This is a genomic window from Solitalea koreensis, assembly GCF_900182575.1.
Taxonomy (GTDB): Bacteria; Bacteroidota; Bacteroidia; order Sphingobacteriales; family Sphingobacteriaceae; genus Solitalea; species Solitalea koreensis.
This window is the reverse complement of the sequence record NZ_FXSZ01000002.1, coordinates 406,746-421,579: the sequence shown is the minus strand read 5'-3', so window position 1 is coordinate 421,579 and position 14,834 is coordinate 406,746. Positions and strand designations below refer to the sequence as shown.

At 39.2% G+C, this 14,834-nt stretch carries 9 protein-coding genes; 5 read left to right on the top strand and 4 right to left on the bottom strand.

What is annotated here, in order from left to right; translation table 11 throughout:
- The first annotated feature begins 11 nt into the window (after window positions 1-11).
- The gene (locus tag FN756_RS04925; protein WP_142601983.1) at window positions 12-1,442 is read left to right on the top strand and encodes a hypothetical protein; all 1,431 of its coding nucleotides are present in this window, start codon (window positions 12-14) and stop codon (window positions 1,440-1,442) included.
- Between the two features lie 339 nt (window positions 1,443-1,781).
- Here FN756_RS04925 and FN756_RS04920 read toward each other — a convergent pair whose 3' ends face one another.
- The 4 genes from FN756_RS04920 to FN756_RS04905 form a co-directional block, all read right to left on the bottom strand.
- Window positions 1,782-2,543 carry an SDR family NAD(P)-dependent oxidoreductase gene (locus FN756_RS04920; RefSeq protein ID WP_185955191.1) on the bottom strand — a complete coding sequence of 254 codons (762 nt, stop codon included), beginning with the start codon at window positions 2,541-2,543 and terminating at the stop codon, window positions 1,782-1,784.
- A 7-nt stretch (window positions 2,544-2,550) separates the two neighbouring features.
- On the bottom strand, window positions 2,551-3,729 hold the full coding sequence (locus FN756_RS04915; protein ID WP_142601980.1) for a DUF4861 family protein: 1,179 nt from the start codon (window positions 3,727-3,729) through the stop codon (window positions 2,551-2,553).
- Window positions 3,730-3,760: 31 nt separating this feature from the next.
- Entirely contained in the window at window positions 3,761-4,603 is an 843-nt protein-coding gene (kduI, locus tag FN756_RS04910; protein ID WP_142601978.1) for a 5-dehydro-4-deoxy-D-glucuronate isomerase, read from the bottom strand.
- A 71-nt stretch (window positions 4,604-4,674) separates the two neighbouring features.
- On the bottom strand, window positions 4,675-4,911 hold the full coding sequence (locus tag FN756_RS04905; RefSeq protein ID WP_142601977.1) for a hypothetical protein: 237 nt from the start codon (window positions 4,909-4,911) through the stop codon (window positions 4,675-4,677).
- A gap of 777 nt (window positions 4,912-5,688) precedes the next feature.
- Here FN756_RS04905 and FN756_RS04900 point away from each other — a divergent pair.
- The 4 genes from FN756_RS04900 (at window position 5,689) to FN756_RS04885 (ending at window position 14,832) form a co-directional block, all read left to right on the top strand.
- Entirely contained in the window at window positions 5,689-6,717 is a 1,029-nt protein-coding gene (locus FN756_RS04900; RefSeq protein ID WP_142601975.1) for a LacI family DNA-binding transcriptional regulator, read from the top strand.
- Window positions 6,718-7,107: 390 nt separating this feature from the next.
- Window positions 7,108-10,176, top strand: coding sequence for a glycoside hydrolase family 31 protein (locus FN756_RS04895; protein WP_142601973.1), 3,069 nt, complete (start codon window positions 7,108-7,110; stop codon window positions 10,174-10,176).
- 10 nt (window positions 10,177-10,186) lie between these two features.
- Window positions 10,187-10,897 carry a hypothetical protein gene (locus FN756_RS04890; RefSeq protein WP_142601972.1) on the top strand — a complete coding sequence of 237 codons (711 nt, stop codon included), beginning with the start codon at window positions 10,187-10,189 and terminating at the stop codon, window positions 10,895-10,897.
- Window positions 10,894-14,832, top strand: a complete 3,939-nt coding sequence (locus FN756_RS04885) for a beta-galactosidase (protein WP_142601970.1) — start codon at window positions 10,894-10,896, stop codon at window positions 14,830-14,832. The genes FN756_RS04890 and FN756_RS04885 overlap by 4 nt, the downstream gene beginning before the upstream one ends.
- Window positions 14,833-14,834 lie beyond the last annotated feature (2 nt).

The window sequence follows — 14,834 nt, the reverse complement described above, 5'->3', positions numbered from 1 at the left end:
AAAAGAAAATCATGTTGAATATTAGGATAAAGGTATTTATAAGCGCCATCGTTTGCGTCATGTTAGTCAATTCAGCAAAGAGTCAGGTTGATTCAGTTGTTAAGACATCAACTGCTCCATTCATGGTTACACCCATTAATTGGAATCACTTAAAAAAAAATGCACCTCGTGGTAAACTCGCAAATACGGTAAAGACAATATTGCTGAATGCCAATAAATTTGCACTAACTACGTGGTATCATAATGTAAAAAAATACCAGGTAGATTCCACCGGCTATCTCGACTTGAAAAGCAAATCCAAAATTAATGAATACCGGTACCGTTTTCCGGCGGCAATGTCATTCGGGATAGCGATTGCCATTAAAACAGGAATATATAACCCTTCCATAACTGGGATATCGTTGAAGGAGGCCAAAGATAAGGCGATTCTGATGCTTCGTTCTGTAGCTTATGATCATAAAGTCAATGATACCCGCAAGGTTTGGGGTGGGGATTGGCAGGCAGCCCATTGGGCCTACTATGCAGGATATGCAGGCTGGCTTTTTTGGAATGATATTTCTGCAAAAGATCAGGCTTATTTAGTAAAAATGATAGTTGCAGAAGCTGATCGTTTTCTTTCATTAGCTCCTCCATATTACAAAGACAGCAAAGGGAAGGTGCTTTTTCCCGGCGATTCTAAAATTGAAGAAGATGCCTGGAATGCGGAATTATTGTACCTGGCAGCGGTTATGTTACCTAATCATCCCCATGCAAATAATTGGTCATATAAGGCCGTTGAGTATTTAATTGCAGCAACATCATTGCCATCTGATTTAAACAATGCCAGAATGATACATGGCCGCCCTGTGAGCAGTTGGGTGAATGGCTACAATTTGGAAGAACCAGGTTTTGTAATCAACCATGGTATCATTCATCCGATGTACAATGCCCTTGCTTCGATGATCAATGCCCCCATCGTTTTCTCCCTGGCTGGAAAAGCAACACCGGAAGCAGCACGTTTTAATCTTGATAAAATTTACTATTCAATAACCTCTCATCAGTTTTTAGATCCTCCATATAAAGCACCAGGCGGTACGATGTACCGGGCGGGTACAGCTGAGGTTTATTATCCTGAAGGTTCAGATTGGGGTATGGGCGTTTATGATACATACGCTAATCTGGATATTGCTGCTTTTACCTATGGATGGGATAATCGGGCGAAAAAACATAAAGGGAATTATTGGGCAAAACTGCATGCAGCTAAAGTGCTGGATCAACAGAAACGTTTTGCCGACAGGCATACCTATGCCAATGACAATGAAAACAGTTATCCGGGCAAAGAAGAAGCTATTGCCACTCGGATGGGATCGGCATGGATGACTATTTGGTTACAGCACCAGATACCTGCAGTTTATGATAATAACCCATTTCAAAATAGCTTGCAGTTGGATATGCTGCAGTAAATGTTATTTTACTGCAATATTCAATTGTATATGATGTGCTCACACAATCAAAGATGCCGAAGTTTTCAGTTGAGGAAGTCTGAAACAAATTCGGGTTTAACAGGAGTAGTCGTAATACGTCAGCAGGTGAAGGTATTGTGTATCGCTCTCCGGATGGCGGATTTACAATTACCTTAAAAAAGGTGATGTGTTAAATAAAGGAATCGGCTCAATATCTATTCTTTTGTTTTTTTAAGTCCTTAGTATTTGTAAATGTATTTGTAGTTGCATAAATAGAGAAACTTTTAAAGCAAAAAGGAGCAATTTTCTTATGAAAATCGCTCCTTTTGCTGTATCAATCTATCGTCCCATCCAGCCTCCATCTACTGTCAGGATTGTTCCGTGTATGTAGCTAGATGCTTCGGAACTTAAAAACACAACCGGACCTTTGAAATCTTTAGGTTCACCCCAACGATTGGCCGGAATGCGATCCAATATTGATCGGCTACGGCTTTCATCAGCGCGTAAAGCCGTTGTGTTATCGGTTGAAATGTAACCAGGTGCAATAGCATTGACGTTCACGCCTTTGCTTGCCCACTCATTGGCAAATGCTTTTACCAGTGAGCCAACGGCACCCTTGCTGGCTGCATAACCCGGAACATTGATTCCACCTTGAAAAGTTAATAATGAAGCTGTGAAAATGATTTTTCCACTACCTCTTGCAATCATTTCTTTACCAATTTCACGCGTTAAGATGAACTGAGCAGTTTGATTAATCGCGATCACTTCGTCCCAATATTCATCTGGATGTTCCACAGCTGATTTCCGTAAAATGGTTCCTGCATTATTAATAAGGATGTCGATGGAAGGAAAGTCCTTTTTTACTTGTTCAATGAACATGTATAAAGCTTCGCGTTTAGAAAAATCGCATTGATAAGGATGAAATTTTCTACCCAAAGCTTCTACTGATTTCTGAACCTCACTGCCTGATCCCAATGAAGCTGAAACGCCGATAACATCAGCTCCGGCTTCTGCTAATCCTTCAGCCATAGCTTTACCAATTCCGCGTTTACAACCGGTTACCAAGGCAATCTTTCCCTCCAAATTAAATTGTTTTAATATGCCCATATTATCTGTTAATGGTTGTCAATGTTCTAACAGGTTTTGCTTCTGTAAAATTCACCTGTAGAGGGTATTTAAGTTTGTTCTCAAACTGATTCAAATATTTAAACCATTCTGATTCATTGGTTACTTTACCTGCTTTGTCCCATGCTGCACCTTGGAAGTATGTATAAATTTGATTTGGAATTACCTCAGTAATTGAAAGCAAGTGCTGCTTATAAACTTTCATTTCTTTTACAGAATTTGGCATTATGCAACCAACTCCTGTTGTTCCATCAACTCCATGAGTTGGTTCCCAATAGGCCATGATGCCTTTTTGTTCATTAAGGGAGATAACACCTGGCTCCGTGCGTTTTGTTATTCCTATTGTAACAGGCAGGTTAGTTCCTGGGAAATCATACTGAACATCTATCCGGTTTAATTGTGAACCGGCATCCAAACTGATTGTTTTTGTAGCCTTTACCGGTATACCACCAGCTTTCCATTCATCATAATACAAGCGGAATGTGCTACGCAATGGCCCGTTATCCAATATCTCATAACGGTGATAATTTTTTGAAAACCAGATTGTATCATTAACGAATGGCGACATAGTACCTGCCCCCAATGAAAAGCCGACGTGATAATAATCCAACCCATCGCCATGATCAACGTGGTAATCTCCGCGCTTATAGCGTTCATTCAGTATCATTCGGTCGGTTCGTTTTGCCCAAATGTCCAAGCCATAAGCATCATCTTTAGTACCTTCCAATGCTTTTCCATAAGCACGAAAAGCAATCCGGTCATTTTCCCAGGCAAAATCATCTTTACGTTCGGGAACGTACCTGCAATAGGTTTTAACAGCAAAAGGGTCGGGCTTGCCGAGTTTTAACGCTATTGTAACAGCTGCTTGGGAGGGTATTGATAATTGTACCAATAGGTTTTTTATTTCTTTTTCTCCCCGATGCTCTAACTGAAAATTAATTTCTTTTTGTGTTTTAACATCGATGACTTTGAAGTTGGCGGTATCAATATTTGACCACGATTGAAGCACCTGCTTCCATGGAATTTCGACCACTGTTTCTTCAAATGGAAGGTTGCTTTTATTGGAAATTTTTATTTCAGTTCCTTTTGAGGATTGAGCTATTCCGCTCAGTGAAAAAAGCAGAAAAGGAAGAAGAAGCAGGTTTTGATATATTTTTTTCATTCTTTTTTAATTTGATGTCATTCCCTATAAACTATCTCAGTTCAGTGATGGCGCAATGATCCATGTCGCCATAATCAAGGTTTTCTCCGGCCATTCCCCAGATAAAGGTGTAATTCGTCGTACCTGCTCCAGAATGAATCGACCAATTAGGAGAGATCACTGCTTGCTCATTCTGAATCCAGATGTGTCGGGTCTCTTCTGGTTCACCCATAAAATGACAAACAGATTGATCTTCGGGTACTTCAAAATAAAAATATACCTCCATGCGTCGGTCATGAACGTGAGCTGGCATCGTGTTCCAAACACTTCCTGATTTTAGCTCAGTCATGCCCATTTGCAACTGACAAGTAGGCAAAATACTGTTTACAATCAGTTTATTAATAATCCGATGGTTGGAGCTTGAAGCACTGCCTAGTTCAACTACTTCAGCATCAGTTCTGGAAACTTTACGAGTAGGAAATGATCGATGGGCAGGAGCAGAATTAAGATAGAATTTCGCGGGTTGTTTAGAATCAATCGATGAAAAAACAATTTCTTTTGTTCCTTGACCAATATATAAAGCTTCTTTGTATTCCAGTTCGTAGGCTATACCATCAGCAATTACGGTTCCTTTACCCGCTACATTAATAATACCCAGTTCTCGTCTTTCCAGGAAATAACCGGCTTTGAGATTTTCAGGATTTGAAATAGTCAGTGATTTGGTAACAGGCATCACTCCTCCTGCAATGTACCGATCATAATGACTTAGTGTCATTCTCACCGAATCCTCTTTAAACAGATCCTCAATAAGGAATTTGTTTCTCAATTGGCTTGTATTCATTTCTTTCACCTCTTCAGGGCCTAGTGCATGTCTGCTCTCAAAATGGTTTTTCATTTTATCTATATAGTTGTTAGTTGTTTTGAGTTGTGTTGTTATTGGAACAAATATCATCATCAATTAATAGTTTACCGCATAATCCTTTTTGAACGGCTGTCCATTCCAGGCTTTTCTTGAGCTCTAGTCGGTAAATGGATCTGTCCAGAATTGGTGATCGGCAGGTAATCCCAATGATAAAAGCCATGCGAAGTGACGTACATACTGACCGAGTTTGAAAAATAATCGACAATACTAGGCCGGTGCCCGGTAAAGCCTAATTGCAACCAATCACCGTTTGCAAACACACCCGGAAGTATTCTTTTCATAACTGCCATGTTTTGACCATTATTAAAATCCAATTATTTTCTTGTACTTAGTTGTGAGCTGTATAGTCTCAGTACTAATTTTCAAGGCTAATGTATACATTGTGCAAACAGTTGCACAAATTTATTTTTAAATTAAATCTGCACATACTTAAATAAATAACGTGATAAATATTTTCAGCAAATATTTTCCCCTAAGTGAGATGTTTGTAATCGCTATGCAATTGCAAACCAGCGTTGAATATAATAATAAAATGGAATAGTCGTCATTTCAAATGAATAAAGAATACCGTTGCAATATTTACTGTATGCAGAATTTTGTATCCCTATAAACATTCCTTTTTTCAATCACATTGAGCAACTGGTTGCGCACTATTCTTTGATAAAAGTAAAATATGTTTGCTCAAAGCATGTTTTTTAAAAAAAAATGCGCAAACATTTGCATAAAATATTTTTTTTTCTACTTTCACCCTTCGAAATCTATTTAGCTTGGATTATGTATTTCGGAAAACCTTAAAACCTATTTTATGAGACTAAAAAATTTTACATTATTTTTAATCCTAATGCTATTCTCTGCGGTATGGCACAACAGCTAAAAAAAATAAAAGTACCGTTAAAGACTCGGAAGTTCTACTTCTCCTTGGATTTACAATTACACTTAAAAATCAATCTAAAGTCACTTCTACTAATGATAGAGAAGGTTACCTTATTGAGTGATTTGCTTGATCGAAGATGTACCTTTATTCATCAAACACGCACTAATTAGCGAACATATAATTAATGAGTAAAAACAAAACTTTTATTGAAATAGCTAAAGCCTTGGGGATTTCACCCTCAACCGTCTCAAGGGCATTGAATGATCATCCAAGGATTAGTAATGAAACAAAACAGAAGGTAAAGAAACTTGCTTTAGAATTAGATTTTACATTAAATCCAATGGCTTCAAGTTTTAGAAGCAATAAAACTCAAACCATTGGAATAATTGTCCCTCGAATTTCCTTTTATTTTCATGCGACTGTTTTAACTGTAGTTCAAAATTTACTTTGGAAGGAAGGATATCAGCTTATTATTTGCCAATCAAATGATTCACCTGAAGTGGAAAAAGAATTGGTCAATACATTGTACGCCTCCAGAGTGGATGGAGTAATAGCAGCGACTACTTTGTATACTACGGATTTTTCACACTATGACATATTAACTCGAAAACAAATACCATTGGTGTTCTATGATCGGGTTCCAGTTAACTATTATCCGGCTCAAATTGTTAAAGGGGACGATTACAAAGGCGGCTTCGAGGCAGCAGAACATCTTATCAAGTTAGGGTGTAAAAGTATAGCTCACATTTCCGGCCCTTTAACATGTAATCTTTACAAAGATCGTTATGCTGGATACATAGACGCTTTAAAAAAATACAAAATACCATATAGGCAAGAAATGGTTTTCTTTCACGAATTATCGATGGACAATGCTGTAGAATCAATACAGAAAATATTCAAAATGGAAACAAAACCAGATGGAATTTTTACCGCAAATGATACCTCTGCAATTGGGGCGCTAATGGTTGCTCGTGAACTAGGAATTGAAGTTCCCAAAGAATTTAAGATTGTAGGTTATTCTAATGATCCCAGATCGTCCATCATATCACCTGGAATTACTACGATTGATCAACATCCTGAAATTGTTGGTCAACAATTGGCTATAACTATACTTGATTTAATTAGAGGAACTGAAACTAAAGTTGAACTGATAACGGAACCAACTATAACTCCAATTACATTAACAATAAGGGAATCATCAAAAGTGTTGTAATCAAGACCATGTCAAATGAAACAGGGATAAACTCATGGGCAAGAAATCAAAAGCTTAAAGCTTATTGAAACATCTTAGGCTGTATTAGAAGATTATAGTATGAAGAAAGTAAATTTCAGAAAAGAGGTTTCTGTGATACTCCTTTTTTTTGTTTGTTTCTGGTTCAGTTAGACGAACGTTATTATCAGGGCAAGTCATTTATAATAAAAACGAACAACAATAAACCCGGTAACATCTATATTCAGTCAGAAAAAATGGACAGTAATAATGGTCAAATGGATGAATTCTGATTGTTAAATGGTGTTTTTAAATATTGTAGACTTCCTAAATTAATTAAGACAATTTAATTATCCATGCCCCGTGCAGAATTTTATGATTAAACTTCATTCCATGTTTCGTATAGTTTTCAAATCCATTTTCTTTTTGTTTATTACTGTTTCAGTTTTTGCGCAGCAAAATCAAAAGAAACCATTTTATAAAGAGAGTTTTAATGATGGGGTATTGCCGGCGGGCTGGTACATACCCAAAGTGGGTAACTGGGATCCGCAATGGGTCGTTACCAACCAGCCTTATCCTGGGTCTTACCAATATCAGCAACAGGCGCCACCCATTGCCTCTAAAAGCCGCGGGTATCATTTACAATATCAGGCTGGTTATTTTACCGATGAAGATGTTGATAAAGGTTGGGTGAAAAAAAACAAATACCCAGATGGATACGTGGTATCTGCTCCTATTAATTGTTCTGATAAATCATCCGTCATACTGCGCTTTCAACACACCTTCCGCTGGTGGGATTATCATCCAAACAATACGGCTGGATTGATGCTGGGTGTGAGTACAGACAGTATTCACTGGCAGCAGTGGGATATGCGGCACGAAGTAAAAAGCGCCACTGATATGTTCACTCCGTTAAAAGAGGAGATCAATATCAGCAGGTGGGCAGCCGGTCAGCCAAAAGTTTTTCTTCGTTTTTACTGGAAAGGGCTGCAAGCCTGGTATTGGATGGTTGATGATATTGAATTGTGTGAAGCCGATAAAAAAGATATTGGGGTGGTCCGTTTGATTTCTCCTTCTGAGTCAGGAAATCAATTCTCCCGTCATGATGAATTGCAAATCCGAATCCGCAATAATGGAACGGATGCTGTTGCGGAGAAGTTTATTGTAACGGCATGGAATAGCGATAAATTGATTGCAACAAAAGAAATAGATGCTGCTGCAAAAATAATGGCAAGTGGTGAAGAAAGAGATATTGCCTTTACTGATATTGATCTTTCAAAATCACCGGTACACAAATTATCCTTCGATGTGAAATTGTCCGGTGATGAAAATCCGTCTAACAATACAATCCGGCAAACCGTCAGCTCAAAAGCATCCGTATTAGGAAAATTGGAGCGATGGAGTAAATTAACCAACGGTATTGAATTGCAGAGCGGTTCCACCAAATTGAAAGTGTTATTTTATAAAAATGATATTTTCCGCATCTGGCTTACACCCGATGGTGAATTCAGTGATCCTGCAGGATCAGATATAATAATCGACCAGAAAGTGTACAATCCTTCTCTGAAAATAACGGAGGATGCAAAAAACATTTTCATCAGTTCGACCGCTTGTAAACTGCAGATCCAAAAATCGCCCATTCTGTTTTCCTTATCCGACAACAAAGGGAAAAATATATGGACAGAAAAATCACCACTCACCTTCGGAGCAAAAACTGTTCAGCAGCTAAATTATCATCAGGATGAATATTTTTATGGAGGAGGAATGCAGAATGGATATTTTTCTCATAAAGACTCATTGATACTGATCGAAAAAGGCGGTGGATGGGATAATGGCGGTCGAGCCAACCCGGCTCCTTTTTATATGAGTAGCCGTGGATATGGCGCTCTACGCAACACATTCGATGCCGGGGTGTATGATTTTACCAAATACATGACCCTAACTCACAATGAAAACCGTTTTGACTGTTATTATTTTGTAGGTGACAATCTGAAAAAGATATTGGATGAATACACTTCTGTAACAGGACGCCCGTTTATGCCGGCAAGATGGCAACTGAGTATGGGCGACGCGAACTGTTACAATAAAAAAGGAACCACACCTGATGTCATCTCCAAAATAGCAGATGAGTACATCAAACATGATATGCCAAGAGGTTGGATTCTTCCTAACGATGGTTACGGTTGCGGTTATACTAAGTTGGATTCCACAGTTACAGAATTACATAAACGTGGTTTCTATACTGGTTTGTGGACTGAAAACGGTGTTGAAAAAATAGCAACCGAAGTGGGAACCTATGGAACAAGAATATGCAAGCTCGATGTGGCATGGGTGGGCCCTGGGTATAAATATGCGCTCGACGGGTGCAGGGCTGCCTACGAAGGCATAGAAAAAAATAGTGATGCCCGTGGTTTTGTATGGAGTGTGATGGGTTGGGCAGGTACCCATCGTTACAGTGTGGTTTGGTCCGGCGATCAAAAGGGTAACTGGGAATATATCCGCTTTCATATTCCCACACTGATTGGTTCAGGGTTATCTGCACAGAACTGTGCAACCGGCGATGTAGATGGTATTTTCGGTGGCAGTGCAAAAACGTATGTAAGAGACCTGCAATGGAAATGTTTTACACCGGTGTTTATGGTTATGAGTGGTTGGGCTAAAAAAGATAAGCAACCGTGGGTCTATGGCGAACCTTACACTTCTATCAATAGAAAATACCTGCAACTGAAAATGCGTCTTACTCCCTATATGTATACACTTATGCATGAATCCTATCAAACGGGAACGCCTGCAGTAAGAGGATTGATGCTCGAGTATCCAAATGACCCGGTGACTATGGGGAAAGCAACACAGTATGAATATTTATTGGGTAAATCCTTCTTGGTGGCTCCGGTGTATAAAGACACCTCCATCCGCGACAGCATTTACTTGCCCGAAGGGAAATGGATCGATTACTGGGATGGAAAACTATATCAAGGAAAACAATGGCTGAATGGCTATCATGCCCCCTTGGAGAAACTTCCCTTATTTGTAAAATCGGGCTCCATCATTCCAATGTATCCTCAAATGAATTATGATGGCGAAAAACCATTGGATACTTTATCTCTCGATATTTATTCCGATGGAGCAAGTTCTTACGAATTATATGAAGACGACGGGGTAACTAGAGAGCATCGTAAAGGCATATATGCAACTACACCTATTTCCGCAGAGCAAAAGGCAACTGGACTTACCGTGAACATTGCTGCCATAAAAGGAAATTACAAGGGCATGTTACAACAAAGGGCTTACTCTTTGTTTGTTCACAGTAATAAAAAACCGGTAGCGGTGTTGGTAAATGGCAAAATCTGTTCTAGCTGGACTTTTGATGCAAAGGATAAATCAGGTGTGATAACGATCAACACGCAATCATTGCCTGTGAAAAGTGATACCAGAATTGTAATTCAAATGATTAAAGTATAAAAAACATATTATGCTAAAGAGAATCTTTCTCTCTCTACAATGTGTCCTTTTAATTCTAACTCTCTTTGCACAGAAAGGAAAGCTAGTTTCAAAAGAATATCATGTTGCAGTTAATGGTAGCAATAACAATAACGGCAGCATCTCAAAACCATTTAAAACAATTTCGGCTGCAGCAAAAAAGGCCATGCGAGATGTTATCATTGTGCATGCCGGTGTTTATAGAGGGCAGGTTGCTCCGCTTCGTTGTGGCAACTCCGAGAAAGAACGAATTTGGTACGGGGCGGCCAAGGGTGAAAAATTTGAAGTGAAGGGCTCTGTAACAAAAAACTTTTTGCACGATAATAGGGTGCAGGATTTTTCTTTGGAAGTGAACCACGGGCCTGTTATGGTTGGCAATAATCTTTTTCTTTCTCAGGTGAGGTTGTCGCAGGTAGCGTTTCTACACAATCTTATTGCATGGAAACTTTGGGAAACAAATGATGCTGATCCACGCCCAACACCTTTTCTGAAACCGCACTCAACGGCTATTGCAGGTTTTCACATTAACCCTTCTGGCGACGCTTTTACAACACTATTCTTTTGGGACGAACAGACTTGTCTCCTACAACAAATCATTATTAGCCGTGCAAATGGAAGGCAATGTGAACTTGATGGATGCAAAACCATCAAAAGCCATCAGGAAGAAATTATTTCGAATACTCCTTTTACTAAAAATGTATGATTAAAAAAACGATTTTCTTATTGCTCTTTGCTTTTTGTGCGCAAAGTACCTTGCTTACAGCACAAACACAAACAACAACAAAAATATGGACATCCGATAATAGCGACGGAACCTATAAAAATCCCCTACTCTGGGGCGATTGGGCTGATCCGGATTTTATAAGGGTTGGCGATGATTTTTATTTCGTTTCCACCAGTATGCAATATGTTCCCGGCTGTCCCATTTTACATTCTAAAGATTTGGTGAATTGGCAAATGGCTGGTTACGCAGTAGATAAATACGATGAAGACCCACGCTATAACCTGGAAGGGGGCTCATTGTATCGTAATGGTTCTTGGGCATCAACCATCAGGCACCATAACGGATTGTTTTATGTAGGCTTTTGTACACCTTACGGGCAGGGGACTAAAGAGGGCCATTTTTCTATTTGTACCGCAAAAGATATCAAAGGCCCTTGGAAGAGAACTATTTTTCCTGAGTATATGTATGATCCGGGATTGTTTTTCGATGATAACGGAAAAGTATATGTGGCGCATGGGCAAACAAAGCTATTTATAACCGAATTAAATGGGGATGCTTTATCGGTAAAAACACCTGAGAAGGAAATCTATAATAATCGTGATTACCCTTATTTGGAAGGATCTCACATGTACAAATTCAATGGAAAATATTATATTTTAAGTACTACCGGTGGTACAAAAGGCCGGCAGGTTTGTTTGCGGTCGGATAATGTTTATGGACCTTACGAATCGAAGATAGTTATCCATGATGACAGTAATTATCCCGGTAATTTCTTACACCAAGGAGGAATGGTACAGCTCAAAGATGGCTCATGGTGGTTTATCATTATGCAGGATCGTGGGCCAATAGGTCGTACGCCAACTTTGCAACCCGTTACTTGGGTAGATGGCTGGCCGATGTTGGGTGTAGATGGTAAAGGAGTAGTAGCCCACAAAAAACCAAACGTGGGTAAAACATATCCGATAAAAGTTCCTGCAACATCCGATGAGTTTAAGGCTTCGACATTGGGTTTGCAATGGCAATGGAATCATAATCCGGATAATGAAAAATGGTCGTTAACAGAACGGAAAGGATATATGCGTTTGCATGCTTCGTTAGCTACTGATTTAACAATGGCACGCAATACGCTTACCCAACGGGTACAAGGGCCAGCCTCAGAAGGAATGGTGGAGATGGAAACATCGGGACTAAAAGATGGTGATATTGCTGGTTTCGGCATTTTTCAATTGCCTCATGCGTATATCGGTGTACGGAAAGAGGGAGATAAAAAAACCTTACTGATGGTAAACGATGGCAAGGTAATCGACAGTATAAAGAATTTTACGCCTAATAAAATTTGGATAAAGGCAAACACCACACATATCAATTTTAAAGCTTGGTTTTCGTATAGTGTAGACGGAAATAAATTTATCCCATTGGGCAATCAACTTGCCATGGCTAATGGTTATAACTGGACAGCCAACCGGTTTGCCTTATTGAATTTCAGCACTAAAAAAGAAGGCCTTGGCGGCTATGCCGATTTTAACTGGTTCCGGTACAAAGGAGAAAACAGTATCCCGAACAATCAAAAGATAACGTACAATGGCAACAGCCTTAATATTGATGGCAAAGAAACCTTTGTGTATAGTGCGGCTTTTCATTATTTCAGATGCCCAAAAGAGTTATGGCGAGACCGGTTTAAGAAAATAAAAGCCGCTGGTTTCAACACAGTAGAAACCTATGCACCTTGGAATTGGCACGAACGCAATATGCCAAAAAATATTAACGACTATACTCAAGTAGATTTTTCTGAATTGCAGGAATGGTTACAAATGGCACAAACCGAATTTGGATTTTACACCATTGTTCGTCCGGGGCCGTTTATTTGTGCTGAATGGGCAGGCGGCGGCTTTCCGCGTTGGTTGGCAAAATTTAAACCCAATAATCGTGATGAATTTTGGCTGAGAAGCAATAATCCAGACTATTTAAAATGGGCTGCGCATTGGTACAAAGCCTTTGGAACTTTTATTGCCGAAGAACAAATTACCCAAAAAACCAAAGGCGAAAAAGGGGTTATTATGGTTCAAATAGAAAATGAATTCGACAGCCATGACAGTAAAGACAAGCCTGGGATTTTAAAATCCTTATATAGTGCTCTTAAAAACGTGGGTGTAAACGTACCTATATTTACTTGCCTTACTTCGCAGACTAGAGGGAGCAAGGATAGTGTACTCTCGCAGGTTTTCGATTGCGATAATTATTATGTGGGCTTAAATGATGCCATTAGCTGCGCCAAACGGATGAGCAACTTAAAGCGTAAGCAACCCAACGCACCAGGCTTTGTTACGGAGTTGCAGGGCGGCTGGTTTTCTACCCAAGCCGGACGCTTAGCCGAAGATAATTATTCTGACGATAAGCACTTTTATGCCATTGGCTTGATGTCTATTTTAGGTGGAGCCACAGGTATCAATTATTATATGTTTTACGGCGGAACTCATTTCGACGGTTGGGGCGCAAGAGGCCAAACAACATCTTACGACTATAATGCGGCTATCCGAGAAGATGGTTCGTTATCCAAAAAATATTTTGCCGCTCGTAACATTGGAGAATTTATTAAGAAATACCAGCAACAATTAATTCATTCTAAGGGCGGTATTTGTACTTTCGAAAATGCTCCTGCCGAATTGGTAGGCGGTGTGCGAATTGCAGATGATGGAACCAAATTTGTTTTTATTCATAACAGTTCAGCGAAAAAGAAAATTGGAGGAATTACACTCGTTAAACCGGGTGTGGATGCTGCTCTGGCAAAGCCGATGTACAATGTTGATCAAAACGAAAAGAAGGTTTTGATAACTGCTGATGCTAAGGACAATAATGAATTGGCCGGGCAACCATCTTTTGAATTAAATTATGAATTGGATTCTATGGAAACCAAGGTGTTGATTATTCCGGCAAAAGCTAAAGCTGATAAAGGTTTATGGTGGAGCAGACAGGAAGATGAGAAAAAGGAAAAAACAGCACCTTCAACAGCTGTTCGTATTAAAAAAGTATTGGCTTTTAACGAAAACTTCGATGCAAATTGGAAAACAATAAAACCAATGGTTTCTTTACCTGAGTTAGGCATAAATGACATTCGTTATGTGCTTTATCGTTCGCAAGATTCATTGACAGCAAAAGAAGCCGGTCAGTTTTCTAAATTATTATTCAATACATTTTCACGCGATATCATCAATGTGCAGGTAAACGGAAAATTGGGAACCCGTTTGTATCCAACAGGTAAATATGCGGCAGAGGTAACTCGGGATTTTAAAAAATCAGCTGCTAAAATAAACGACAATGAATACGATAATATTTTCGATGTCGCCGGATTATTGCATGCTGGCGAAAATGAAATTATTGTGGTGTATGAAAACATTGGCCATGAACACGGTTATTATCCAATGGAAGAATTGTGTGGTATTAAAACTGCAGGTCTTTCAGATACAATCTTATCAATACAAAAAACACTTACCTGGAAGTTGGCAACCAATTTGGCCGGTATTGAGCATGGTTTTACTAAACCTGATTTTAATGCCAGTAAATGGAATGAAGTAGAATTGGACACCACTTCCACTATTGATCGAAAAGGAAACAATATACAACCCAAAGAAAAACAAACCGCTTTATTAACCTGGTACAGAGCAGAATTTGAGTTACCCGCAAATGTAAACCCAGCAAGCACTTGGAAACTTTTAATCAATGCTTCGGGTAATGGTTACATGTATTTAAATGGTCATAATATTGGCAGACATTGGGAAGTTGGTCCGCAGCGCGAATTTTATTTGCCCGAGTGTTGGTTGCGTTTTGGAAAAAATGAAAAGAATGTTATCACACTAGGGCTGCGTCAAGCAATGAATGGAGCCGTAGTTAAAGGGTTAGAAATAAAAGAGTATTGAAA

Excerpts from the sequence above, each read along its gene's own strand:
- FN756_RS04900 (WP_142601975.1), top strand. The coding sequence starts at position 5,689 with ATGAGTAAAAACAAAACTTTTATTGAAATAGCTAAAGCCTTGGGGATT.
- FN756_RS04915 (WP_142601980.1), bottom strand. The coding sequence starts at position 3,729 with ATGAAAAAAATATATCAAAACCTGCTTCTTCTTCCTTTTCTGCTTTTT.
- kduI (WP_142601978.1), bottom strand. The coding sequence starts at position 4,603 with ATGAAAAACCATTTTGAGAGCAGACATGCACTAGGCCCTGAAGAGGTG.
- FN756_RS04890 (WP_142601972.1), top strand. The coding sequence starts at position 10,187 with ATGCTAAAGAGAATCTTTCTCTCTCTACAATGTGTCCTTTTAATTCTA.
- FN756_RS04905 (WP_142601977.1), bottom strand. The coding sequence starts at position 4,911 with ATGAAAAGAATACTTCCGGGTGTGTTTGCAAACGGTGATTGGTTGCAA.
- FN756_RS04925 (WP_142601983.1), top strand. The coding sequence starts at position 12 with ATGTTGAATATTAGGATAAAGGTATTTATAAGCGCCATCGTTTGCGTC.
- FN756_RS04895 (WP_142601973.1), top strand. The coding sequence starts at position 7,108 with ATGTTTCGTATAGTTTTCAAATCCATTTTCTTTTTGTTTATTACTGTT.
- FN756_RS04885 (WP_142601970.1), top strand. The coding sequence starts at position 10,894 with ATGATTAAAAAAACGATTTTCTTATTGCTCTTTGCTTTTTGTGCGCAA.